Below are 24,183 nucleotides of genomic sequence, written 5' to 3' on the forward strand. Positions count from 1 at the left end.
TCGGGCCGTCGCGGCGGCGCGCGTTTCGGTACCGCTCGAGGCGGCGTTCAGCCCAGGTGCACAGCCGCGCCGCCGCGGGCGGTGGCGGCCGCCTCGATCAGACGCACACCGATCACGCCCTCGGGTTCCCACGTCGTGTAGCAGTCGCTCATCCAGCCGGCATCGGCCGGTCGCTCCATGCCGCCGTAGACGCGGGCGATCTCCGCCGGTGAGGGCAGGAGCCGCGGACGCAGCACCGTCAGCACCACTCGGTCGAGCATCACGACCTGGGCGGCCGCGCCGTCGTCGAGCGGGCGCACCTCGATCGGCGTCGCCGCCAGCTCCTCAGGAGTGAGCACGGCCGACACGGCCTCCGCCAGCGCCGCGATGTCGATCGGCTCGCGCGTGAACGCGACACTACTGCGGGGCACGGTTCCTCCTCCGGCGGGTCAGGGGTGGCTGCTCGCCGTCGATCGTGGTGGGCGCGACGGCCACCGCGGTCGTGGCATCCATCGACGCGACAACCCGGTCGCCCGGCAGGTCGCCTTCTTCCTCGCCGGCGACGAAGTTGGCCACCTGCATGAGCGTCGGTCGGTCGCCGCGGCGGGCGAGGCGCCCGCGGCCGGCGATCATCGGCTCGGCGTACAGCTTCGGCAGCAGTGCACCCTCGGAGCGGTCGCCCGACATGATGAGCGTCGTCCCGCCGGTGTCGCGGATGCCCTGCAGCGCCAGATCGAACATCGCCCGCGACGCACCGGCCACCGGGCGGCTCACGACCACGTTCAGCCGCAGGTCGCGCGCCGACGCCAGGTAGGGCAGCAGGGGGCGCAACGGCTCCGTTCCGCCGGCGGCGAGGATGTCGAAGTCGTCGGCGACCACGAGGATGCGCGGGCCGGAGTCGCGGTCGCTCTGCCGCTTCTCGAGCTCGACGGCGATCGACTCCGCCAGCAGTCGCGCCTGCCGACCGGAGGTGGCGTGCCCGCCGAGGTAGGCGTCGGGGATCTCGGATGCCAGGTCACCGCGGGCGTCCATGAGAGCGACGACGAGCCCTTCCGGCGAGTGCCGGTCGATCGCTCCCTGCACGATGCCCCGGAGCACCGTCGTCTTGCCGCACCGGCTGTCGCCGAGCACCAGCAGGTGCGGGTCGCGCGTGGCCATATCGAGGGTGACGGGCTGCATCGTGTCCTGCCGGACGCCGAGGGGCACGGCATCCGGTTCGTCGATCGCGTCGGGCAGGTCGTCCGGATGCAGGACTTCGGGCAGCAGGCGGATCGGTGCCGCTCCCTGGCCGCCCCAGCGGGCCGCGCTCTCGCGGGCGAGTTGTTCGAGGGCTTCTCCGGTGTCGCCGTCGTCGACCTCTTCGAGCAGGGGCAGGGCGATCTGGGCGAACAGCTTGGCGTCGGTCAGCACGCGGCCCGGCTCGTCGGCACGGAGTGTCGTCGAGAGCTTCCGGGCGATCTGCGAGTCGGCCGGGTCGTTCAGCTTGAGTTCGAGACGCGTGCCGATGAGCCCCTGCAGGTTCATGCGCAGTTCGTTCCAGCGCGAGAGCGCGACGACGACGTGGATGCCGAAGCTCCCGCCGCGTTCCAGCAGCTGGCCGAGCGGTGCCTCGAGGTCTTCGAAGTCCTGCCGCAGCGCCCCGAGACCGTCGACGAGCAGCACGACGTCGGCGCTCGGCAGGTCGGGGAGGCGCCCGGCCGCATGCTGGCGGCGCATGTCGGCGAGCGAGTCCAGGCCGTGATCGCGGAACACGCGCTCGCGCACGGCCAGCATGCCCGTGAGCTCTTCGAGCAGGCGCGTGAGCCGCTCCCGGTTGCCCCGGGTGGCGACACCGCCCACGTGCGGGAAGGGCTCGATGCGCGCGAGCCCGCCGCCGGTGAGGTCCATTCCGTAGATGCTCACCTGACGCGGGGAGTGGGTGAACGCGAGCGATGCGGCGAGGGTGCGCAGGAACATCGAGCGGCCCGACTGGGGGGCGCCCGTGATCGAGACGTGTCCGCCCGAGCGCGTCAGGTCCAGCATCCACGGCCCCTGCGTCTGCGTCGAGGGGTCGTCGAGCAGGCCCATCGGTGCGCGCAGCGTGCCGACGCCTTCGGCCTGAGGCAGCACTCCGCCGAGCGTCAGCACGGGTGGCAGCGGTGGCAGCCACACGGGCCGTGTGCGGGCGATGCCGCGCGCCAACTGCGAGGTCGCCGTCTGCACGAGCGTGCGACCGGTGGCCGGCGTCTCGGGCTCGGAGCTGTCGAGATGGTCGTCTTCGGGGGTCTCGTCCGGCAGGTCGTAGGCGCCGAGCGGCAGCACGGGTGGGGCGTCGTCGTGGCGGGGGCCCGACTCGACGGGGTCGGGGACGGGGCCCGAGACGTACCCGGCGCGGAAGCGGGTGTAGACCGAGGTGTCGACCTTCAGGTAGCCGAAGCCGGGGATCGCAGGTAGGTGGAACGCGTCGGGGGTGTCGAGGACGACGGCCGATTCGGACTCCGAGAACGTGCGGAGGCCGATGCGGTACGACAGGTAGGTGTCGAGACCGCGCAGGCGCCCGGCCTCGATGCGCTGGCTCGACAGCAGCAGGTGCACCCCGATCGAGCGGCCGATGCGCCCGATGGTCAGCAGCAGTTCGACGAAGTCGGGCTCGGCGGTGAGCAGCTCGCCGAACTCGTCGATGACGAGGAACAGATGCGGCAGGGCGGGCAGTTCCGGCCGCTCGCGCCGCATCTGCCGGTAGTGACCGATGGATGCCGCGTTGCCGGCCTCCTTCAGCAGACGCTGTCGACGCACGACCTCGCCCTGGATGCTGGCGCGGGCGCGCTCGGTGAGCTGGGGGTCGTCGGCGAGGTTGTCGATGATGCCGGCGACGTGCGGGAGCCGCGCGAACGGGGCGAACGCGGCGCCGCCCTTGTAGTCGACGAGGATCATGCTGAGATCGTCGGGCGCGTGCGTCAGCGCGAGACCCAGGATGAGGGTGCGCAGCAGCTCGCTCTTGCCGGAGCCGGTCGCGCCGATGCAGATGCCGTGCGGCCCCATCCCGAGCTGCGCCGATTCCTTCAGGTCGAGCAGCACCGGTCCGCCGCGATCGTCGACGCCGATCGGCACGCGGAGGAACTCCGCCGCGCTGCGGGCACGCCAGGCGGCGGCGGTGTCGATGGCATCCACGTCGGCCACCCCGATCAGCTGCGTCACGTCGGGGGCGAGGGTGGTGCCGGTGTCTTCGGCCGACGTGCGGCGAAGGCGCAGGCCCGCGAGGGGACGCGCGACGATCTCGAGGGCGGCGGGGGTGAACGTGTCGATCCGGATGCCGCTGACGGCGGCCTCCCCCGACCCGGGCGTCTCGACGGTGGCGACACCGCCGTCGACGGTGACGCGCAGAGCGACCGTCGTCGGCTCCTTGAGCCGGTCGTCGACGAGGTGCACGACCGTCACGCCGAGCGCCGTCAGGTCGAGGGCGGCATCCAGACGGGGGACCGCGGATGCCGCGTGGTCGGCCTCGTCGACGAAGACGACGAGGCGGCCCGGTTTGGTTCGTCGTCCTGCTCGGCGCGAGGCGGCGGCGGTGGCGACGCGGTCACGCAGCTCGTCGCGCAGCAGCGAAAGGAGCTCGTCGACACTCGGTGCGATCCGCCGCGCCGAGACGGCGCCGGCGGGAGGCGTATCGCCCGCGACGTGGGGGAGCAGGTCGAACCCGTGCCAGTCGTCGCGTTGCGCGGGAGCCACGGCGAGGGCGACGTGCACGTCGTCGGGGGAGTGGAACGCGGCGATCTGCGCGGCGAGGGCGCGGGCGACCCGCAGGGTGTCGCTGCGCGCGCCGACGAGCGAGACCTGTCCGCCACGCTCGAGGTCGACCGTCGCCGGCATCCCCTGGGAGACGCCGGCCAGGCGTACCATCCGCTCGGCCGACTCGCGCATCACGGGGTCGAACGGCTGCACGGGATTCTGCTCGGGCGGCAGCGCGACGTCGACGGCGCGAAGGTCGCCGGTACCGATCCGCGTCCGGAGGAAGTCGGCGTCACCCGGACGTCGCTCCCAGCGTCGGGCGGGGTCGGCCGCGATCTCGACCAGCGTGCCGGGAGCGGGGTGCAGTGCGAGCGCCCTGCTGCGCTGGGTGTCGGCCGTGCGGCGCACGTCTTCGCGCGTCTCTTCGAGGTAGTCGAGGTAACGCTCGCGCTGCACGCGGCGCTGGCGGGCGGCGTTGCCGCGCTGGGTGAGGGCCATGCCGAGACCGCCGACGAGCGCGACCACCAGGATGACGGCGCCGACCACGACCATGATCGGGTTGTTGCGCAGCAGCACGATCATCGTGATCGACGAGAGGCTGCCGACGATCGGCAGCAGCGACTGCAGCGGGAAGCCGGTGTTGCCCTCGCCGATCGGCGGCGGCGGGGCGAGGATCACGTTAGGGGCGGGTTCGACCGTCTCGCTGATGCGGGCCGGACGGTGGACGATACGGACGGTCACGCGGGCCTCCCCGTCGCTCCCACCACGGAGGCTGCGAGCCGGATGACCGCGAGGTGCGTGGCCGAGCGGCGTGCCCGCCCGCCCGCGGCGAGTCCCGCGTCGAACGGGAGGGGCAGCGCCACGTGGTCGGTCCCGGTGGTGATCGCGCGGGCCACGCCGTCGCCCTCTCGCGCGTGGTCGACGAGCGTGAGGGTGACCGACGGCGACTCGGGCAGAGCGCGAACGGCGTCGATGACGGAGCGGGCGTGTTCCGCCGCGACCCGACGTGCGTCGCTGACGAGGCAGACGACGTCGCACAGCGCCGCGCACGCGGCGAGATCGACCACGGGATGCCGCGTTCCGAAATCGGTGACCGCGACGTCGAAGAACCGGGTGATGGGCGCCGCTTCGCCGAGCCACGCGCCCACCGCGTCGTCGGTGTCACGGGGGCGGAGCGCCACGACCCCGTCGCGCTCGGCGAGCCCGCTGAGGGCTTCGGCGGTGGTGCGCGCGGCGGCTCGCGTCTCGTCGGGTGGCGTCGGGGCCGCCCCCAGACGCCCGGAGAGTCCCGCAGCCCCGGTCGACACGTCGACGGCGAGCACGGGCTCGCGGCGGCGGCCTGCGATCGCCAGCGTGAGCTGGTGGGCGACGGTGCTGGTGCCGGCGCCCGGTGTGAGCGACATCACGCCCACCCGCCGCGTCGTCGACAAGCCGCCGCGGATCGCGGCATCCCACTCGGTCAGCCGGACACGGGCGTTCGCCCCACTGCCGAACACCGTGGTCGACACCGCACGCAGGTCGAGCACGCTCACGAGCGACCGCCGAACATGCCGAGGAGGTCGGCGTAGACGCCCAGCGCGCCGACCAGCAGCGGCACCAGCGACACGACGGCGAGCGTTTCGACGACGTTGCCGAGGCCGCGCAACCGCGCCCGCACGTGCGGACGGGGCCGCACCAGCACCATCGTGGCGATGAGGGCGGCCAGCACGATCGCGGAACCCGCACCGACCCAGCCGAGGCTGCCCGAGAGCAGCACCGTCAGACCCGCCGCGGCGATCGCTCCCGCGGCCGCCCACAGCAGCCAGCCCTGCCAGCGCAAGGGGAACGCACGCGTGCGGAGTGCGGCGACGAGGAAGAACGCGAGGGCGAGCAGTTCGGTCCAGACCGTGCCCGAGAACGCGAGCGCGACGCCGGCGACCCCGAGCACGGATGCCACGGCCCCCACGCTCCACGTGAGCGCCGCGTACGCCTCGTCGATGGCGGCGAAAGCGCGGGGACGGGCGGGCGGGGCGCCGTCGGCGGCGCGCTGGTCGAGGTCGGTGAGCCCGGCGGCCGACAGGGCGATCCAGGGCAGCGGGCCGGTGGCGAACGCGGCGACGACGCCGGTGACGGCCGCTGCGGCCACGGCATCCACCCCGCCGAGGATGAGTCCGAGCAGCAGTGACGACAGCACCGCGCCCAGCGCTCCGCCGGACGCGGCGCCGCGACGGCGGTGCGCGACGCCGGCACCGAGCAGGGCGACGGTGAATCCGGTGGCCAGTGCCGCGGCGACACCCCCGACGAGCGCGGTGTCCGGCGCGGATCCGTGGGATGCCAGTGCCGCCGTGGTCGCTACCCCGACGGGCAGGGCCAGGCCGGCCGCGGCGGCCGACACGCACGTCGACAGACGGCGGAGCCCGCCGAGGCCGAGGCCCGTGGCGACGGCCACGAGCACCACGGCCGCGACCAGCGACGCGAATGCCGCGACGGTCGGCGACGACCACGGCGACAGCAGGCCCGCGACCGCGAAGGCGGCGGCTATCCCCGTCCCGCCCGCCACGGCCCGAGCCCGCTCGTCCCACCGGTCGCCACGGGCGTCGTGCGCATCTGCCGCGGCGTCGGTCACGTCGATCACCACGGGCGGCGGCGGTGCGGCATCCACACGCACGAGCCGCACGAGGGTGCCGTCGACGAGATCCAGCTGATGAGGCGTCAGCGCGATGTCGATCTGCTCGCCGTCGGGCGCGATCACGGCCAGGGGGCGCTCGACGGTGCCGGCGGTCTCTCCGAGCAGGTCGAGCAGGCGCGGCAGCGCAGCACCGACGGGCTCGCCGCTGGGGACGACGACCTCGGCTCGACGCTCCGATCCCGAGACGGTCAGGCGGGTGTAGATGCTCACGGGGTGACGGCTCCGGTCGGGGTCTGGATCGAGGTGCTCGACTGCGCGCGCTCGGTGAGCAGCTGCGACACGAAGGACACGCCCACGCACGCGGCGCACGCGATCGCGGCGACGACGATGGATCCCATCAGCCGCTTCATGTGGTCGTTGACGGTGCGTCGCTCGCCGATGTGTCCGTGGATGAGGGCTGCGCCCAGGCGCATGCGCTGGATCTTGGCCTGCTCGATGAGCACGGTGTCGCGCTGGTCGGGCATCAGCGGGCTCCTTCCCGCGCGACGAGCTGCGCGCGTACGTGCGGGGCGAGGTCGAGCAGTTCGGCGAGACGCGTCGGATCCAGCGTCGCCAGCACCTCGTTCAGGCGCGTCCATCCGCCGCCGTCGACGGATCCGAGGGGCAGCAGCACGCCCGGGAGACGAGGGCTCCCGACGATCGTTCCGCCGACGTCGTCGATCCAGCGCTTCGCGTCGATGCCCAGGGCCCGCACGCCCACCGGTCCGATCAGCAGCGCGAGCGGCTCGGGGTGCGGGGCGGCGGTCGCGCGACGGGTGAGGTCGGGGGCGCCGATCGCGGCGAAGGCGACGCCGATGAGGGGCAGGCCCACGGTCGCCGCTCGCGCCAGGAGCTCACGCGCCTCGGCCGTCGCCGCCGTTCCCGCGTCGCGCCCGACGCCCGGCACCGCGGCCCACACGCGCGTGGTCTCTTCGAGTCCCTCGCTGGTCCGGGCGGCTTGCAGCGTCGCGATGACGGCGCGCTCGCCGCCGCCGACGGCGATCCAGTGGCTGTCGAGGGGGACCCGCCGCCGTGACCGCTCGGTGAGGTCGTCGCGGTCCCAGGGGGCGAGCAGCGGCTCGACAGCGCCCCACGCCGTCGGTTCCGCGTCGGAGAACAGCGCGACAGCCGCCTCTGCGACCCCGCCCAGCCGGACCGGGCGCGTCACGCGATGACGCGTCGACACCGTCGCCACCACCTGCAGAGTGGATGCCACCTGCGCCCTCACGAAAAGGGGGTGCAGGTTCTCGGGAGTCGGGGCTCCAGCGGCGAGTGCATCGGCCGGAGCGTCGAGGCGCACGCCCGTGCGGGCGTCGTAGAAGCCGTGGTCGCGGGCGCGGACGACCCAGTGGCCCTGCACGGCCGACAGCACCTGGGCCAGCGGTTGCGTCATGCGCGAGTGCTCGCCCGAGACGATGATCGGGCGCAGACCCTGGGTCGCCGTCTTGTGCAGCCAGTCACTCATCGCAGTGGTGAGGGCGATGATGGGCACGCGCGTCTCGGTGCCGACCCAACCCGGGCCGGCGGCATCGACGAGGGGGTGGTCGACGGCGGTCATACGGCATCCCGAACGGTCAGGGTGCGGTCACCGATCTCGAGGACGACACCGGTGGGCACGGGGGTGCGTTGGTGGGGGAGGAGGGGAGTGGACGACCCGTCGCCGCGGACGAAGGTGCCGTTGGTCGAGCCCAGATCGATGACCCACACCTGCCGGCCGTCCCATTCCAGACGCACGTGCGACTTCGACAGCGTGCGCGACATGTCGGCCCAGCGGTAGACCTCGGCGGGTGCGTCGGCCGGGGCCGAGGGAGCGCGGCCCAGGATGAGGGCTGTGTCGAGGGGCAGCCGTTCGCCGGAGTCGAGCAGCAGTGCCGGCACGGTTCCGCGCCGGTGCCGGCCCGGGGCTGCGGGGGCGGCCTCGGGGAACCGGAAGGGCGCGATCGCCGGTGCGAACGGGTCGCGACCGCGGCGCAGGTCGCACATCTCGAGCTTGCCGGATGCCAGTGCCCACAGTGCCGATCCGCCTGCGGCGGCCCCGGTCGTTCGGCGGACGATGCGCGCGTCGACGGTGGTCGTGCCGAGAGTGCGTCCGGTGCGTCCGAGGAGCCACACGGCCACGGCGAGGAGGCTGACCGCTGCGATCATGAGGGGCCATCCGACGGCGGGTGAACCCGTCGCGGTGACGACGACTCCGGCGGCGAGAAGGGCGACCGGCATGACGAGGTCGAGAGCCACAGCCCCGGCGATCTTGCCGGCGCGAGCGCGCTCGGTGAAGACGAAGGGGTCCACGTCGGCCAGGTGCGGTGCCTCTTGCATGCTCGTCATCAGCGCCTCCTCGACCTTCCACCCTATGCGGGTCACGGCGCCCACGCCGAGTCGGTACGGCTCTTCCGTGGATAACTCGCGGGGCGGCAGAATGGCCGACTCATCAGCACGTATTCGGTCGTGCGACGGGCCGCCCATGGTCTGGCTCTCCCGAGGCGCAGCGGGGCGCTCCGGGTCAGGTCACCGTCGACATCAGCCACCGCGGGAGGAGAGCGTCAGGGCTGCGAGGCTCACGCGAGCTCCGACTCGGCTTGGTGGGCGATCTGCGTGAGCCGCCCCTCGCGCACGAGGTCGCGGACACCGACACCGGGTTCGACGATGCAGAAGCGAAGACCTCCACCGGGCCGTCCGAACCACGGCGCGGTGCGCTGCACCTCGAACCTGATCGTCGTCGCCGTGAGGAACTCGTGCAGAGGTTGGTCGACGGCCGACGGCGGCAGGGACCGCGCTTCGAAAGACGTGCGGGCGGGGTAGAGGAAGAACCCGTCGAGCGCCCCGATGCGGTCGAGGAGAAGGCCTTCGGGGGCATCGATGACCAGGGGCTGATCGGCACGCCCCAGCAGGTCGAGGATGTGCGGTGCGGCCCAGTTGAGGAGGCGCTCGTACTCGCCTGTCTCGACGAGAGAGTGAGGGGGGAGGGGCGAGAGGAGATAAGCGTAGAGCGCGGATGCGATCTCGTCCTTCGTCGTCCGGCTGAGCAACGTTCGCGCCTGGCCGTAATCGACGGTCTTCAGATCCCATCTTCCCGCTGCCGCCTCAGAGACGTCGAGGGCGCCCTCCCAGGGGACTGTCCGATCACCCGGGAGACGCACCGCCTCGAGCGCGACGGCTGCGGCGTCCAGCCTTTCTCGCACGCTCTTCCAGTCGAATGTCATGCTGATGCCTCTCGGTTGCTCGCAGGCCGCGATCGTCGCGCCGGCGTGGGGACCCACTCGGACGACCCGGCGATGAGCCGACGTCGCGCGGGACGCGGGGCCGGAAGGGCCTCGACGGGCTCTGTCATGATGGACGGATGGATGATACGTCGCTGCTCGACGGATGGGCTCGGCGAGCCGATCTGGAGCCGCGGCGCACCCCCGAGGCGGACGTGGCCTGGGGCGACATCGAAGTCGCGTTCGGCGTCCGCACGGTCGGGGACCGATTCGCGCTGGTCTACGCCAACCGCGGCCACTGGACGGTGGATGGAACGACGTCTTCCCGGCATTCGGCCGACGCCATGCTTCTCGTCCGCTTCGGTCAGCTCTGGAGGTCGCTTCAGGGTCTGGGCGATGCGTTCTCCGCCGCCCCGGCACTCGGCGCCACGGTGGATCGCCGTCCCGAGGGGTACGCCGCGAGGGTCGAGGACGAACGGGGCACCTTCGTTCGAGTCGACGACGCGCGCGTTTTCACCCACGTGGCGAACCTTCCTCTCGCAGAGATCTCGTCCGCAATGGCGGCCCGCTGAGACGACGGCGGACGTCAGCCCTGAGCGAGGCGATCGATCTGTGCGTCGACATCGGTCTGCGAATCGAGTGCGTACGGGACCCCGTTGTCTTTGGGAACCACGATGGGCATGTTCCCCACGAGCATGTCGTCCAAGTCGCCGCGCTCGACGTAGCCGCGACCCTGGTAGAAGAACACCCAGTTGGAGCCCGCCTCGACCGGGTCGCCGAGGATGACTCTTTCCACTCCATCGCTCTCTGTCGAGGAGGAGAGGTAACGCACCGCGCATTCCTGCGCTTCCTGCTTGGTGAGCATCTCAGGTCACGTTGCCTTTCGTGATGAGGAGTCTCAATCTGAACGCATCCTCGAGGTGGGCGAGCCGGCCGGATTGAGCGTCCAGGAAGACGACTCCGTTGCGATCGTGGACGACGTTCACGACGTGACCGATGCCGTTCTGCCGTTCGATCAGGACGACGCCGCGGCTGCCGACGGGAAGACGGGTCATGTCGTCGGTGATCGCCGCCCAGCTGTCCGTGATCTGGAACCCGCCCGTGGTGCCCAGGGCTCGGGAGATGTCGGTCACCGGCGCGCCGTTGCTCGTCACGGGCATCGCGGATGACGCGTCTCCGTCGAACAGGCGATCCGTCGCGATGACGCAGCGTGTGCAGTTGAGGTCGAACTGACCCACCCCACCCGTGTACCGGCTCGAGTTGATGCCCAAGAAGCCCGGGTACTCCCGGCGCAACAGCGACGGCTGGTGCTCGATGGGCACGCTGCCGCCATGGAGCGCGACGACATCGGTCGACCCGGGAACCGTGGTCGCGAGGTCGGAGACCGATCCCGAGTCGACGTCGAGATATGCACCGGGCTGGACGTCGAAGATCGTGCCGCCGCCGTCGGGCGCGTTCAGCTCGAAAAGACGGATGGGGCCACTCGTCTCGTGGACGAACTGCACCTGGAAACCGCCCCCCGGCTGACCGAACGCCGGTGCCACCTCGGACACCTCGATCCGCACGCCAGGAGGGAGCTGATCAGCGACGCCGAACGCACGGTAAGGAGTGGACAAGCTGGAGCCGGGGAGTCCCCTCGCCTCGAACGGGCTCCCTTCCGGGGCGAAATACGTTCCACCGTCTCCGCCGAAGCGGTCGAGGGTGGCTCCGTAGTCGCGCTGGAATGCGTCGACATCGGTGTACGTGACACGGGTGCCCGGCACTGCACCGTCATTGCCGGGGTAGATGAGTCCGCCGCCCTCATCGACGTACCGCGACTCCCACTCGCCGCGGGTGAACGCGTGACCATCGGGACCGCGTCCGAAAGGCGCCGCGGGGTCGGTGACCAGGTGACTCACCGGCTCGGGGATGGTCTCGGGCGGCAGATACTTCTCCGCAAGTGCGCCGTGCTCGGCCCTCGGCTGACCGTAACCCGGGTCGATCGGGTCGCCGCGGTGAGCGGGACCCTCGACGGGTCCGTCCGTGTGAGCTGCGTCCGTGGGGCCATCGCCGCGCTCCGACCCCGTGGCCTCCCTCTCCGGCGCGTTCGAGGGCGCATCCTCGCCGTGCCCGGAACCGGTGTCGTCGGCGCGTCCGCCGCCGGCAGCGTCGTCGCCACGACCCGCGCCGCCGCCGCTGCCGTTGTCGGAACCGCCGTGGCCACCCGTGCCGGAGCTGCCTTCGCCGCCGGCATGGCTGCTGCCGCCGCCGGTCCCGGGGGAGGGCTCGCGCACGACCGTCGACTCGCTCGAGCCGCTCGCGTCCGAGCGGACCGGGGCGTCTGCGACGATCGAGTCGACCGCGGCGGGACCGGTCTCGCCGCGCACGCCACCGGCGGCGACAAGCTCGGGCTCGCGCGCCGTGACCGTGGCATCCATTCCGCCCTCGGCGCGACCCGGGAGATCGGTGCGAACCGGCACGTCTGCGCCGCGGACGCCGTCGAACGATCCGGCGGGCATCTCGATGCGACCGGAGGGGATCTCGGCGGTCGGAGGGAACTCGTAGACGGGTACGCCGTCGTCGACGCGGGCCGTGACGGTGCCGAGGTCCACGCCCGCGCCGTCGAGTGCGCTCAGCGCCGACGTCGGGCCGTCGGCGACGAGGGGCATGTCGGGGGTGTTGAGGTGAATGGCGTCGGTGGAGTTCGAGCCGACGCGACCGATGAGGCCGTCGAGGCTGTGCAGCCCTGCTCCGCCGAGGCGCACGGCCCCGTTCATCGCGAGGGCCGCCGGATCGACGAAGTCGACGACCCGCGCCATCTTCGACACGACGGACGCCGCTGTCGAGGCGGTCTTGACACCCGCGACGGCCGCACCGCCGACGGGGATGAGCGCGGTACCGACGTTGAACACCGACTCGCCGAGGGCCGTGCCGGGGTCGTCCTGCCACTTGTCCCAGGCGATGAGCGCCTTGCCGGTGTTGATCGCGGCTTCGTCGGCCTGCGCCTTGAAGTCGCGCACCTCTTGAGGGAGGAAACCGTCCATGCCCATGGACTGCATGAGGGAGTCCGACTGGAAGATCGGGGCGAGGATGCCGGTGTTCGCGGCGCCCGCGAAGAGCAGCATTCCGAGGTTGCCCCAGGCTGCGCCGTACGCCTCGCCCGAGAAGAAGTCGCCCGTGGCCGGGTTGTAGCCGAGCACGAGAGTGCCCAAGCCCTCGACCGTGCCCCAGATGCCGCCGACGGCGATGCCCTCCCACAGGAAGTCTTTGAAGACGAAGTTGACGGTCGCCTCGCCGCAGCCCTCGGTACGTTCGACCTCGGCACCCCAGGGCATCTCGGTGCCCTCCGGGATCTCGGAGATGCCGTAACCGAGGGAGTCGTCTTCGGACTGCGCGGCGCGCAGCGGGGCGGCGCCGTACAGCGCGCGGATGCGGTTGGCGCACGCGCGCTCGGCTTCCCACAGCTTGACCTGCTGGGCGTTCACCGCGGCGAGCAGTTCGTTGTTGCGGTCGACGTGCTCCTGCGACTCGTGCCACTCTTTCGTGACCGTGCGGTACTGCTCCGGGGCCGTCGGAGCCGTCGTCGTCGACGACCCCCACGATCCCTGATAGGTCGGCATGGTGGTCGCCCCGCCGTAAGGGGACTGCGCCGCCGTCCACGCCGGGTTGATCTCGCGCACCTGAACGCCGCCCTGGATGGAGTCCACGAAGGTCTTCGCGTCGGCGCGCAGCGCGTCGAGCTCGGCTTTGATCGGGCGGACCTCGGCGGCGAAGGCGACGAGCGCCGCCGACACCTCGGCGAGGTTGTCGCCGGCCTGCGTCGCCTGGGAACTGACGGGCGCCATGAGCCCGAGCAGCGTGGGCGACTCGGGCGCTTCGTAGACCGTCGCCATGCCCTGCCACGTGAAGTTCACGTTCGAGCCGTGCTCCGCCACCTGGCCCGAGATCGTGCCGACCGTGCGCGCGTTCTCTTCGATGGCGTCCGGTTGGATGTCGGCGCCGGGGATCTTGTCGTAATCGATGGGACTGGGCATCACATCACCCCGTTCGCAAGAGCGGGCGGGTAGACCGCGGCGACGGCGGCGGCCTGCGCGGTCGCGGCCATCTCCATGTCACCGGCGACGTACGCCTCGGTGGCGGAGACGACGCCCTGGGCCGCCGCGCCGATGCGCGTACTCATCCCCTGGATGCGCGGGCCCTCCTCCTGCTCGAAGTACGCCTGCACCGCCTCGGAGATCGCACCCGACTGTGTCGCCGTCACCGCTCCCTCGAGAGCGGGGCTCAGCGCATTCAGCGCCGTACCGAGAGCCTCGGCATCGACGTTGACGTCCTGCAGTACGGATACGACGCCCGACGGCTGAATACGCCACGCTGTCATCGCCCGATCCCCTTCGCTTCTGTTCTGCGCGCGCGTCACTCACCCCGGACGTCGCGCGCTGGTGATGCCGGGCGCGCGGTGACGCCCGGCATCGTGCACCCGTGTCAGCCGATCGACTCCACCGCCGCGCGGGCCTTGCTCAGCGCGGTCTGGGCCGACTCGTCATTGCGCTCGAGCGAGGAACGCAGTGTCTGGATGATGCCGCGCACCTCGGCGGCGGCGTTCTTCCAGCGCAACTCTTTGGCGCGGTAGTCCTCGGACACACCGTCGGCGGAGTAGTCGGCCATGGCCGCCTGCACGTCGCGGTCGCGCTGGTCGATGAGCGACTCCAGCAGCGCGGCGACGCGGTTGAAGTTGTCTTGTGCGTTCTGCGAGGCCGCGATCGAGTAGTCGCGACGATCTCCCTGGTTCACCATGAGTCAGTCCTCTCCGATCCTCAACGGGCGCCGAAGCGGGCGGCGTCGAACGATGATCCTGCTTCCAGGCCGGTGGTCTGGTCGACCATGGACGACTCGCCCTCCTGGAAGGAGCGGTCCATGCTCGAGATGCCGCCGAGCACGCCGTCGAGCGCAAGCTTCAGCTCGGAGGAGATCGCGTCGGTGCGCGACTTGAAGCGGTCGAACGCGGCGCGACCCGCGCCCTGGAACTGCCCTTCGAGCGGCTCCGCCGCCTCGAACAGTTGGCGCACCAACAGGGACAGCTCATCACTCGACCCCGAGGTTGCCTTCGTCAGCACACCCAGAGTGTCGGAACCCATTGCGAACTTCACGAGCCCACCCTTCGATCGTGAACAACTTGCAGCGAACTCGACGACTCTAACCAGCGCGCCTGGGCGACGAAGCGAATATGAGAGAACTCTCCTTTTTCCCGCGCGGGGGAGGAGGGGTCAGTCGCCCGCTTTCGCGGCGGCTTTCGCGGCGCGCTTGTGTTCGCGGACCTTGGTCAGCGATTCGGGGCTGACGATGTCGGCGACGGAGCGGAACGAGCCCTCCTCGCCGTAGGGGGCCGATGCCTCTCGCCAGCCGGTGCCGTCGTATCCGCGCTGTTCGCCGAGCAGGGCGAGGAAGATCTTCGCCTTCTGTTCGCCGAAGCCGGGCAATGCCTTCAGGCGCTTCAACACCGTCGCGCCGTCGCGGGTCCAGATGTTCGCGGCATCCCCGTCCCAGTCCTCCTCGACCGCGGCGCACAGGGACTGGACGCGCTTGGCCATGGAGCCGGGGAAGCGGTGCACCGCGGGCGACTGAGAGAATGCCGCGGCGAAATCGTCGGGGTCGTCATGGGCGATGGTGGCGGCATCCATCGATCCGGTGCGCTCCTGGATCTTCAGGGGTCCGGCGAACGCCGTCTCCATCGCGACCTGCTGGTCGAGCAGCATCCCGATCAGCAGCGCGAGCGGATTGCTCGACAGCAGGTCGTCGGCGGCGGGGTCGTCGGTGATGCGCAAGCTCATGCCCCCATTCTCCCGCTGTGGCCCCGAACGGGCGTCGCGCGGGTCACCCGCGCTCGGCGACCCACTTCTCGGCGAACGGCACGGCGTCCATCGTCGCGAGGTCGCGCGTGATCTCGTTCAGCTGGTCGGTGAAGTCATCGACGTCGCCCGCCCGCAGTCGTTTGACGATCGACCCGTCGACGCGACGGATCACGACCTCGCTCACCGAAGGCGCGTCGCGGCCCGCATCGAGGAGTCCGAGTACGACGGTGGCGGCCCAGCGCATCCCGTTGCGGGCGCGGTCCTCCCCGGCGACGGCGTAGACCTCGGATGCCGGTGTGTTCACGGCATCCATCCTGCCCGAGCCGACCCACGCCCCGCGAGGAGAGGCCCGGCGTCGGAGGTGATTCGGGAAGGGGAGGACGGATGCCGCGGCCTCGGTCCTCCGCCCGCGGGATCCCCTCCGCTCACCGGCGGCGGACCCCGCAGCGCCGGGCGTCAGCCCGCGTCGGCGATGCCGCGCTGGTCGAGGGCGGCGGGGTCGAGGGCGGCGGGGTCGGTGACCTCGATGCCGAAGAGAGCGGAGAGCGCATCGACGTACTCGTCGGCGCGGCCGGTCTCGGCGAGTTCGTGCGCGCGCGTCGTCGGGGTGTGCAGCAGCACGCCCACCAAGTGGCGGAGGGCCTGCTCCGTCTGTCCACCCTCGTCGCCGCGGGCACGCACACGTGCGACCTCGGCGTCGAGGACGCCGAAGACGTGGGCGCGCAGGGCGACGACGGCCGGGGTGATGTTCTTGCGCTCGCCGACCGAGGTGAAACGGCGCGCGGCGTCTCGCACGAGGTCGCGCGCGGCGTCCGTCGCCTGCAGTTCTTCGAGCGGGGCGTGCAGGCGGATGGTCTCGAGGTCGAGCAGGTCGACGCCGACGACCGTGGCGACATCGGGGTCGACGTTGCGGGGGAGCCCCAGGTCGATGACGAGGCGGTTCGCGGTGTGATCGACCGGGCAGGTGCCGGTCGAGGTGTCGATGGCGGTCTCGTACGCGCCACGACCCGCCGCGAACGTGGCCGCGCTGAGCACGTAGTGCTCGGCGGTCGTGCACGTGATGACGAGGTCGGCGTGAGCGACGGCGCGGGGGAAGGTCTCGGTCGACACCGCGCGCAGGCCGTGCTTGAGGGCGAACTTCGCCGCCCGACCCGAGGGCGAGTGCACCGAGATGTCTTCGGCGCCCTGGTCGCGGAGGGCGGCGACCGTGGCGGCCGCGTATGCGCCCGTGCCCACGAGGAGCACGCGCTGCGTCGACCAGTCGGCGATGCGGCTGTCGGCGAGTTCGAGGCCGAGACGCACGAGCGAACGGCCCGCGCGACCGATGGCCGTGGAGTTCTTCACGCCGCGCTGCGCCTCGGACGCCCGCTGGAACAGCCGCTCCAGTTCGGCGGAGGTGGTGCCGAGCTTGCGCGATTCGGTGAGGGCGCGGCGCACCTGGCCCGCGATCTCGCCCTCGCCCACGACGACGGATTCGAGACCGGATGCCACCGAGAACAGGTGCTCGGCGACCTCGCTGCCGCCCAGCACGGTGTATCCGCCCTCGAGCTCGCTCGCGGGCACGCCGGTGGCGGCCTGGATCGCGGCGAGGGTGGCCTCGATGCCGAGTGCGACGGCGGCGGTCACAGGCTCGTCCATGTCGACGTACGCCTCGAAGCGGTTGCACGTCGCCACGACGACAGCGCCCTGCACGCACTCGTCGTGGGCGGCGATCAAGGGGGCGACGGGTGTGCGGGGTACGCTGAGCCGCTCGAGGAGCTCGAAGGACGCGGTCTTGTGACTCGCGCTGACGCACAACAACACGTCATCATTCTACGCCCGCGTATCGCGGGGTGTTCCGGACGGCGTCTCGACGTCAAGGCATCCCCTTCACGCCCAGGGGGCGGGTGGGAGGATGGATGCCATGGCTTCCCTCGACGCACCCCTCCTCCGCGCCCTCCGTGGCGACCGCCCCGAGAGGCAGCCGGTGTGGTTCATGCGGCAGGCGGGGCGGTCGCTGCCGGAGTACCGGGAGCTCCGCGTGGGCACCCGCATGCTCGATGCGTGCCTGACCCCCGACCTCGCGGCCGAGATCACGCTGCAGCCGATCCGCCGCCACGACGTGGATGCCGCCATCTTCTTCAGCGACATCGTCGTGCCGTTGCGCCTCGCCGGTGTCGACGTGGTCATCGAGCCCGGGCGCGGCCCGGTCTTCGCCGATCCGGTGCGCACGGCCGATGACGTGGCCCGCGTCACCTCAATCGACCCCGACGACGTCGCCGCCGCGGCGGAGCCCGTGCGCGAGGCGGCGCGTCGGGTCACGGGAGAGCTCAGCGACGCGGTGCCCCTCATCGGTTTCGCCGGAGCGCCTTTCACCCTCGCCGCCTACCTCGTCGAGGGTGGGCCGTCGAAGGAGCACCTGCGCGCCCGCGGCATGATGCACGCCGACCCCGCCTCGTGGCACCGCTTGGCCGCCTGGCTCGCGAAGGTGTCGCGCGCGTTCCTCGACGCGCAGATCGAGGGCGGTGCCCAGGCGGTGCAGCTCTTCGACTCGTGGGCCGGCTCGTTGTCTCCGTCGACCTTCCGCGAGTTCATCGCCCCGCACTCGCACGACGCCCTCGAGGGCATCGAGGTCCCCCGCATCCACTTCGGTGTGGGAACGGGCGCGTTCCTCGACGACATGCGCCTGGGCGGCCTCGCCGACGCGGTCGGCGTCGACTGGCGGATGCCGCTCGACGAGGCCGCAGCTCTCGTCGGCCCCGACGTCACCCTGCAGGGCAACATCGACCCGGCACTGCTCGGCGCCCCCTGGCCGGTGCTGGCCGCCCATGTCGACGACGTGCTCGCGCGAGGCCGCGCGGCGCGCGCGCACGTGCTCAACCTCGGCCACGGGGTGCCGCCCGACACCGATCCCGAGGTGCTGACCCGCATCGTGGCGCACGCGCACGGGTACGACGTGGATGCGGGCCGCGCGGACGCCGGGGGAAGCGGCACGGTCGGCGAGAGCGCGCCCGGGAACGCCGCGTGAGCGAGGCCCTCGACCGCCTGGTGCAGCACGCGCACGACACGCGTGTGGTCGTCATCGGCGGCGGTGTCTCGGGCCTCGTCGCCGCGCGCGAGTGCGCGAAGGTCGGACTGCAGGTCACGGTGATCGAGGCGTCCGACGCCTTCGGCGGTGTCCTGCGCTCCGCGGAGGTCGGCGGCATGACCCTCGACGTGGGGGCCGAGAGCTACGCGACCCGGGGCGGAGTCGTGCGCGCGCTGCTGACCGAGCTCGATCTCGGCGACGCCGTCGTGTCACCGAATCCGGCGGGTGCGTGGGTGGCGGGTGTGCCCGGCGTCGGCGCTGCGCCGCTGCCGAAGGGCGGGGTGCTGGGCATCCCCGACAATCCTTTCGCCCCCGACGTGCGCCGCATCATCGGCTGGTCGGGTTCCTGGCGCGCGTACCTCGACCGGGTGCGTCCGCCGCTGACCATCGGACACGCGCACAGCCTCGGAAAGCTCGTGCGCTCGCGCCTGGGCGCTCGGGTGCGGGACCGCCTCGTCGCCCCCGTGACCAGCGGGGTCTATTCCGCCCGCCCGGACGACATCGATGTCGACCTGGCCGCTCCCGGCCTCAACGCCGCCCTCACCCGCACCGGTTCGCTGACGGGCGCGGTCGCCGAGTTGCGCGCGCGTCGATCGGGTGCGCGGCCCGCCGACGCTCCGGCATCCGATGTGCCCGTCGCTTCCGATGCGGCGAAGGCCGCCCCCGCGCCCGGCGGCGCGGTGGAAGGACTCCGGGGAGGCATGTCGCGCCTCGTCGACGCCCTCGTGGAGGGGCTGCGCGAGGGCGGTGTCGAGCTTCGAGCGGGAGTCGCCGCCACGAGCCTGACCCCGGCCGGCGACGGGTGGGCGGTCGGCACCTCGGCCGACGGCGAGCCCCTCGCGGCACGCGCCGTCATCGTGGCCCTGCCCGAGGGGCCGGCGCGTGCGCTGCTCTCTCCGGTGGTCCCCGGACTCGACGTCGGCGATCCGGTCGCTCCGGTGGTCGAGGTGGTGACCCTGGTGGTGAACGCACCGCAGCTCGACCGGGCACCGCGGGGGACCGGGGTTCTGACGGTGCCCGGCAGTCATGTCGCCAAGGCCCTCACGCACTCGAGCGCGAAGTGGGACTGGGTTCGGGATGCCACCGAGCCCGGCGTCCACGTCGTGCGCGTGTCGTTCGGTGCGCAGGGGGAGGACCCGGCGACCGCGGCGCTCGACGACGATGCCGCAGCGCGCCTCGCCCTGTCGGAGGCGGCGGCTCTGCTCGGCGTCGAGCTGCCGGCATCCGTTCTGCTGGCCGCGCATCGCTCGCGCTATGTGCAGTCGCAGCCCGCCGCGACGATCGGTCGTGCCGCCGTGACCGCCGCGGCGCGCGGTGCGATCCGGGCCGTGCCGGGTCTCGGTGCCACGGGAGCCTGGATCTCGGGCACCGGGCTGGCGCAGGTGATCCCCGACGCGCGCGACGAAGCCGATCGCGTTCGCAGCGCCGCGCTCTGGCAGAGCTGAGCGCCGAGGCGGTCGTCCATGCGGGGCGCGCTGTCAAGGGCGGATGCCGGAAACGGCATACATGACTACTGTGAGACTCGACCAGCACTCGATCGAGCGTGAGGAGACCCCATGAGGGGCAAAGCAGCACTCGTCGTCGGACTCGTGGCGGGCTACGTGCTCGGAGCACGCGCCGGCCGCCAGCGTTACGAGCAGATCAAGGAGCAGGCCGAGAAGGTCTGGGACCAGCCCGCCGTACAAGGACAGGTCGAGAAGGTGAAGGCGCTCGGCGTCTCCGCCCTCAAGTCCGTCCCCGGTGTGGTGTGGAAGGGCGCGAAGTCGGTCACGGGCGCCGCGAGCCAGTCCGGCACCGTGCAGGAGCGCGCCGAGCGCGCGACGCGAGCGGCCAAGCGGTCGGCATCCGAGGTCGCCGACGCCGTCGAAGACTCCGTCGACGACGCGAAGCAGGCCGAGAAGACGGCCACCGCGCGGGCCAAAGCGGCCCAGAGCGGCTCCGACGCGTCGGAGAGCTGACGCGCATGACCACTCCTCGCGGGTTCCGCGATCGTTCCGACGACGGCTTGTTCACCCTCATCGGCGACATCCCCGAACTGGTGCGCAACCTCGTCATCGCCGAGATCAACGGGGCGAAGGCGTGGGCGCAGCGGACGGCGAAAGATGCCGGGATCGGCGCCGGTTGGTTCGTCGGCGCGCTGATCGTGCTGTTCTGGGCCGTTCCGGTGTTCTTCGCCTTCGTCATCGCCGGTCTGTCGTCGTGGTGGCCCGTCTGGCTGTCGGCCCTCGTGGTCTTCGGCGTGATGGTCGTCATCACCGCGATCCTGGCGCTGCTGGGCTACCTGCGTTTCAAGAAGCTGTCGAACCGCGAGAACCCGGGCAAGGCCATCGCCGAAGACGTCCGCATCGTGAAGGAGGCCCGCGATGAGTATTGATCGTCCCGTCCCCGTGCCCCGCACCGCCGTGCCGCTCGGCATCTCCGACCCCGTCGAGTCGGCTCGCGCCGAGCTGAAGGCGGCGTTGGCGGCCATCGAGGTCAAGGCCAACGTGCCGCGTCGTGCGAGCGACGCGGTCGACCGCACCGTGCATCAGGTGCGCGCGAAGGCGCGGCAGAACCCGTCCGTGGCCGCCGCGGCCGTGGCGGGTGTCGCCTCGCTCGTCGGTCTCGCCGTGTGGGGGATCGTCCGCGCGTACACGCGCTGAGGATCCGCACTCCAGAAGCTCCCGCGGGGAGGTCGTCCGTACAGGGCGACCTCCCCGTTTCTGCGTCGGCGGTCCTCTGCGGATGCCGATCAGGCCGGGCCCGAGTCGGCTCGGGGCCGCCGCGGGTTCGGGCCGGGCCGATCAGGCGGGCGGGCAGACGCAGGCCGCGCCCGGTCCGGCACGAGTCCCGGTGGAGGCGTGCGCGGACGGGCTACGCGCCCCGTCTCGCCCGTCGAGTCCGGACGAAGACGATCAGAAGCGCGCCGAGGACGAGCAGGATGAGGGCTCCCACGGCCGCTCGCCAGGGTTCCCCACCGATCCCCGAGCTCGCCAAGGCGTTCCGATCGGACGCGCCGACCGACCGCGCCGCCGTGTCGTGGGCGGGGGCACCCGACGCCGACGATCCGACGGCGCCGACCGGTGCCGCACCCGACGGATCGGGGATGACGCCCGGGCCGGGGGTGGCTCCGGGATCACCGGGCGAGCCCACTCCGACGCTCGGGAAGTCGAAGCGATCGTCCACGCGGACGGCGGCGACGGTCGCACTGCGCACCTCCGTCTCGTTCGCCACCTCGGCGGTGCGTGCGGTGAAGGAGCAGCGGAAGGTGATCCGCCCCGACTCCCCGGCTGTGCCGCCCGTGTTCCAGCCCGCCTCCGTCACGAGCGCGAGCAGATCGAGGTGGGCGCCGAACGGGGCGACCTTGGTGAAGGGCTGCCCGGTGCGCGACCACGCCGTCCACGCCACATCGCTGTACTGCATGACCGAGGACGTCTCCCAGGCGGGGGCGACGCATACGGCGCTGCCGTCGGCGGCTCGGTCTACGGTGACGTCGGTGGTGGCGACGGGACCGCTGAGGCTCGGGTTGGGCACGTGCGACGCGATCCAGGCCTCGACGGCGGGCCCGCACCGGGTCTTCGCGCCCCACGTGGTGAGGGCGCAATCGGGAACGGGGGCGCTCGGCCAGAGCGTCCTGGTCGCGGCGGGGTCCCCGTCGTAGTGCTGTCCGTCGGCTGCGTCGATCGGGGCGAGCCAGGAGGGCGCACCCTGCGCGAACGACTCGCCGCGGGTGGAGTACATCGAGTCGATGATGGTCGCGCATTCCTCGTCGACCCTCGGCTGGCCGCGGCACTCGCGCTCCCGGTCGATCATCACCATGCTGTCGATGTCGGAGTTCACGGGCGTGACGCGGTAGACGTCCTGCACGGACATGGCCCCCTCGATCGAGAGACGGTTCACCCACCACGACCCCACCGACTCGTGACACACGACGCCGTCCTGGGTCGCGACGAAGCACTTGACGCTCATCTTCGCGTCGTCCAGCACGCGCGGCGAGAAATCGACCGTCATCCACAGTCGCGAATGCGGGAACGACAGGCCCGTTCCCCGGGACCATTCCGGGATCGGACTCCGCCACATCGGGAAGTCGTGACTGGCCGCCTCGTTCGGTATCCACACGCTCGTGTCCGGCTTCACCGTGAAGGCGTGCGTGGGATCGGTGCCTGTGGGCGCCGGAACCACGGAATCCTTCATCGTCGTGAGGATGTCCAGCGGGGCGAAGGGGGCCACACCGGAGTTCTGCCATCCGCTCCCCGACCGCCACGACATGGCCTCTTCGCGTGTCGTCGTCTGCACCGTCGGGTGCGACGCACGATAGCCGTTGCTCAGGCCGGACCACTGCTGAGATCCCGCGGGGACGAATCCGTCGATTCCGTAGGCCGACACGGCGTCGGCCGTCGTCGACCAGGTCCCGGTCGTCCAGCTCGCCGGGAACGTCGAGGGATCCCTCGCCCACACCCGGGATGCCACCCCCACCGGTGCTCCGGCCGAGGGGAGGGGGTCTTCGGCTGATGTCCCGGCGGCCCGGGGTGTGGGGGGTTGGTACGACAGGCCGTTCACGTCGGTACCCATGCTCATCACGACGTTCGCGTCGCTGATCGGCACCCCCACCTCGCGCCACTCGGCAGCGAAGCCGCTGTAGATGGTCTTCGCGAGGGTCAGGCCGCCCTCGCAGGTCGCTCTCGCCCGCGCCGGGCCGTTCGCCTTCGCCAGGGCGCACACCCTCGCGGAGTCCTCGACGCTGAGGGGTCCGTGGGCGGTGACGTAGTCACGGCTGACGCGCATGAGCGATGCCTGCTGGTGGAGGTAGGTGCCCTGAGCGACGGCGGTCTGCCAGAACGAGACGAGCTTCTGCAGCGGGTCGTAGTAGTCGCGATCATCGAGCCACGCGCCGTGGGCGGTCGCCGGCATCCCGTTCAACGCCGCGGCGGAGGTGTTCCCGATCTTCCAGTCGTTGAGGTAGGCGCGCCCGCAGCTCTGGATGATGCCCGCGACGCCGCCGGTGGTGCCCATGTCGGAGTGCACGCTGCGAAGGGATTCCGCGAACGCACTGTGGTCGGGAAGGACGGCCTCGCTCTCACCGGTCGTGTACGCGATGAACGAGTTGATCGCGACCTTGAGGTCGTCCTCGTCGGCGGTGCCCACGCGCACCTCGTCGATCTTGTCGACGACGTTCGCGTAGGCGTCGTTCGCGGCGGCCAGCTTGGTGAGATAGTCGCGCGGTCGGCTGGCCTGCACGGCGCAGGTACCGGTCAGGACGTCTTGGCCGACCGTGGCGATCTCCGCCTCGATCGTCACGAGCGAGTTCTGCACCTGATCGATCTTGTGCTCGATGTCGTCGAGCTGCTTCAGCCGTTCCAGCACGTCGCCGATCGACGGAGCGGACGAACCGCCGAAGATCGCCGAGATCAACGGGGAGGCGATCGAGAGAGCGGTGTTCCACGGCCCGGTCTTGAGGCCGAACAGCCCTTCGGCCCAGCCGAGACCCGTCTGCATGCTCGCGATCCAACTCTGCGCGTCGTCCTCCCATGCGGCCTGCGCCGGCGCGGGGGCCGCGACCACGTTCCCGGCGACGATGACCGCGCCCGCGAGGACGGCGGCCGGGTACCGCAGGAAGCGGCGGGATCGTCCGGAGGTGCGCGAGCGGAGCATGGGGCCTCGAATCATTTCGGGTCGTCGCGCGGGGGCGCAGTTCACTGTGGCAGGCGCGGGAGGCCGGCGCCACCGGAACCTGAGCGGTGGCGACTGGACCTGCCCGGACGACTGCCCGACCCCTCG

General features: G+C 71.7%; 23 protein-coding genes. 6 read left to right on the forward strand and 17 right to left on the reverse strand.

Annotated features, from left to right (window positions below):
• Positions 1–47 precede the first annotated feature (47 nt).
• The 8 genes from FHS07_RS07405 to FHS07_RS07440 form a co-directional block, all read right to left on the reverse strand.
• On the reverse strand, positions 48–410 hold the full coding sequence (locus tag FHS07_RS07405; RefSeq protein ID WP_183419167.1) for a hypothetical protein: 363 nt from the start codon (positions 408–410) through the stop codon (positions 48–50).
• The gene (gene eccCa, locus FHS07_RS07410) at positions 397–4,428 is read right to left on the reverse strand and encodes a type VII secretion protein EccCa (protein ID WP_183419168.1); all 4,032 of its coding nucleotides are present in this window, start codon (positions 4,426–4,428) and stop codon (positions 397–399) included. The genes FHS07_RS07405 and eccCa overlap by 14 nt, the downstream gene beginning before the upstream one ends.
• Positions 4,425–5,219, reverse strand: coding sequence for a P-loop NTPase family protein (locus FHS07_RS16810; protein ID WP_183419169.1), 795 nt, complete (start codon positions 5,217–5,219; stop codon positions 4,425–4,427). The genes eccCa and FHS07_RS16810 overlap by 4 nt, the downstream gene beginning before the upstream one ends.
• Entirely contained in the window at positions 5,216–6,565 is a 1,350-nt protein-coding gene (locus FHS07_RS07420; RefSeq protein ID WP_183419170.1) for a ubiquitin family protein, read from the reverse strand. The genes FHS07_RS16810 and FHS07_RS07420 overlap by 4 nt, the downstream gene beginning before the upstream one ends.
• Positions 6,562–6,819, reverse strand: coding sequence for a hypothetical protein (locus FHS07_RS07425; protein ID WP_183419171.1), 258 nt, complete (start codon positions 6,817–6,819; stop codon positions 6,562–6,564). Before FHS07_RS07425 ends, FHS07_RS07420 begins: the two co-directional genes overlap by 4 nt.
• Complete coding sequence (locus tag FHS07_RS07430) at positions 6,819–7,892, reverse strand: DUF6177 family protein (RefSeq protein WP_183419172.1); 1,074 nt, start codon at positions 7,890–7,892, stop codon at positions 6,819–6,821. Before FHS07_RS07430 ends, FHS07_RS07425 begins: the two co-directional genes overlap by 1 nt.
• Positions 7,889–8,659, reverse strand: a complete 771-nt coding sequence (locus FHS07_RS07435) for an FHA domain-containing protein (RefSeq protein WP_183419174.1) — start codon at positions 8,657–8,659, stop codon at positions 7,889–7,891. Before FHS07_RS07435 ends, FHS07_RS07430 begins: the two co-directional genes overlap by 4 nt.
• 230 nt (positions 8,660–8,889) lie before the next feature.
• Positions 8,890–9,534: a TNT domain-containing protein gene (locus FHS07_RS07440; protein ID WP_183419175.1), complete on the reverse strand. Its 645-nt coding sequence runs from the start codon at positions 9,532–9,534 to the stop codon at positions 8,890–8,892.
• A gap of 137 nt (positions 9,535–9,671) precedes the next feature.
• Between FHS07_RS07440 and FHS07_RS07445 the strand changes: the two genes are divergently transcribed.
• Positions 9,672–10,103 carry a hypothetical protein gene (locus FHS07_RS07445; protein ID WP_183419177.1) on the forward strand — a complete coding sequence of 144 codons (432 nt, stop codon included), beginning with the start codon at positions 9,672–9,674 and terminating at the stop codon, positions 10,101–10,103.
• A gap of 14 nt (positions 10,104–10,117) precedes the next feature.
• Here FHS07_RS07445 and FHS07_RS07450 read toward each other — a convergent pair whose 3' ends face one another.
• The 8 genes from FHS07_RS07450 to FHS07_RS07485 all read right to left on the reverse strand — a co-directional run bounded on the left by FHS07_RS07450 (position 10,118) and on the right by FHS07_RS07485 (position 17,162).
• Complete coding sequence (locus FHS07_RS07450; RefSeq protein ID WP_183419179.1) at positions 10,118–10,396, reverse strand: YrhB domain-containing protein; 279 nt, start codon at positions 10,394–10,396, stop codon at positions 10,118–10,120.
• 1 nt (position 10,397) lies between these two features.
• Positions 10,398–13,544 (reverse strand): glycohydrolase toxin TNT-related protein, encoded by a 3,147-nt coding sequence (locus FHS07_RS07455; RefSeq protein ID WP_183419183.1) that lies wholly within the window; start codon positions 13,542–13,544, stop codon positions 10,398–10,400.
• Complete coding sequence (locus tag FHS07_RS07460; protein WP_183419185.1) at positions 13,544–13,888, reverse strand: DUF6507 family protein; 345 nt, start codon at positions 13,886–13,888, stop codon at positions 13,544–13,546. Before FHS07_RS07460 ends, FHS07_RS07455 begins: the two co-directional genes overlap by 1 nt.
• 104 nt (positions 13,889–13,992) lie before the next feature.
• Positions 13,993–14,304, reverse strand: a complete 312-nt coding sequence (locus FHS07_RS07465) for a pore-forming ESAT-6 family protein (protein WP_055951837.1) — start codon at positions 14,302–14,304, stop codon at positions 13,993–13,995.
• 20 nt (positions 14,305–14,324) lie between these two features.
• Entirely contained in the window at positions 14,325–14,657 is a 333-nt protein-coding gene (locus FHS07_RS07470) for a hypothetical protein (protein ID WP_055951834.1), read from the reverse strand.
• A gap of 117 nt (positions 14,658–14,774) precedes the next feature.
• On the reverse strand, positions 14,775–15,338 hold the full coding sequence (locus FHS07_RS07475; RefSeq protein WP_183419187.1) for an HhH-GPD-type base excision DNA repair protein: 564 nt from the start codon (positions 15,336–15,338) through the stop codon (positions 14,775–14,777).
• 43 nt (positions 15,339–15,381) lie between these two features.
• Entirely contained in the window at positions 15,382–15,672 is a 291-nt protein-coding gene (locus tag FHS07_RS07480; RefSeq protein WP_183419189.1) for a hypothetical protein, read from the reverse strand.
• A gap of 143 nt (positions 15,673–15,815) precedes the next feature.
• Positions 15,816–17,162 carry a glutamyl-tRNA reductase gene (locus tag FHS07_RS07485; RefSeq protein ID WP_183419190.1) on the reverse strand — a complete coding sequence of 449 codons (1,347 nt, stop codon included), beginning with the start codon at positions 17,160–17,162 and terminating at the stop codon, positions 15,816–15,818.
• A gap of 100 nt (positions 17,163–17,262) precedes the next feature.
• Between FHS07_RS07485 and hemE the strand changes: the two genes are divergently transcribed.
• From hemE to FHS07_RS07510, 5 genes are all read left to right on the forward strand, one after another.
• Positions 17,263–18,366 carry a uroporphyrinogen decarboxylase gene (hemE, locus tag FHS07_RS07490; RefSeq protein ID WP_246383142.1) on the forward strand — a complete coding sequence of 368 codons (1,104 nt, stop codon included), beginning with the start codon at positions 17,263–17,265 and terminating at the stop codon, positions 18,364–18,366.
• Complete coding sequence (locus FHS07_RS07495; RefSeq protein WP_183419192.1) at positions 18,363–19,871, forward strand: FAD-dependent oxidoreductase; 1,509 nt, start codon at positions 18,363–18,365, stop codon at positions 19,869–19,871. Before hemE ends, FHS07_RS07495 begins: the two co-directional genes overlap by 4 nt.
• A 111-nt stretch (positions 19,872–19,982) precedes the next feature.
• Positions 19,983–20,384, forward strand: coding sequence for a hypothetical protein (locus tag FHS07_RS07500; RefSeq protein WP_183419194.1), 402 nt, complete (start codon positions 19,983–19,985; stop codon positions 20,382–20,384).
• Positions 20,385–20,389: 5 nt separating this feature from the next.
• Positions 20,390–20,800: a phage holin family protein gene (locus FHS07_RS07505; RefSeq protein ID WP_183419196.1), complete on the forward strand. Its 411-nt coding sequence runs from the start codon at positions 20,390–20,392 to the stop codon at positions 20,798–20,800.
• Positions 20,790–21,068 carry a hypothetical protein gene (locus FHS07_RS07510; protein ID WP_183419198.1) on the forward strand — a complete coding sequence of 93 codons (279 nt, stop codon included), beginning with the start codon at positions 20,790–20,792 and terminating at the stop codon, positions 21,066–21,068. The genes FHS07_RS07505 and FHS07_RS07510 overlap by 11 nt, the downstream gene beginning before the upstream one ends.
• A 211-nt stretch (positions 21,069–21,279) precedes the next feature.
• Here the strand turns inward: FHS07_RS07510 and FHS07_RS07515 are convergent, their stop codons facing one another.
• A complete protein-coding gene (locus FHS07_RS07515; protein WP_183419200.1) occupies positions 21,280–24,057 on the reverse strand; it encodes a hypothetical protein in 2,778 nt (925 codons plus the stop codon).
• Positions 24,058–24,183 lie beyond the last annotated feature (126 nt).

Source organism: Microbacterium proteolyticum, from assembly GCF_014192415.1.
Lineage (GTDB): Bacteria > Actinomycetota > Actinomycetes > Actinomycetales > Microbacteriaceae > Microbacterium > Microbacterium proteolyticum.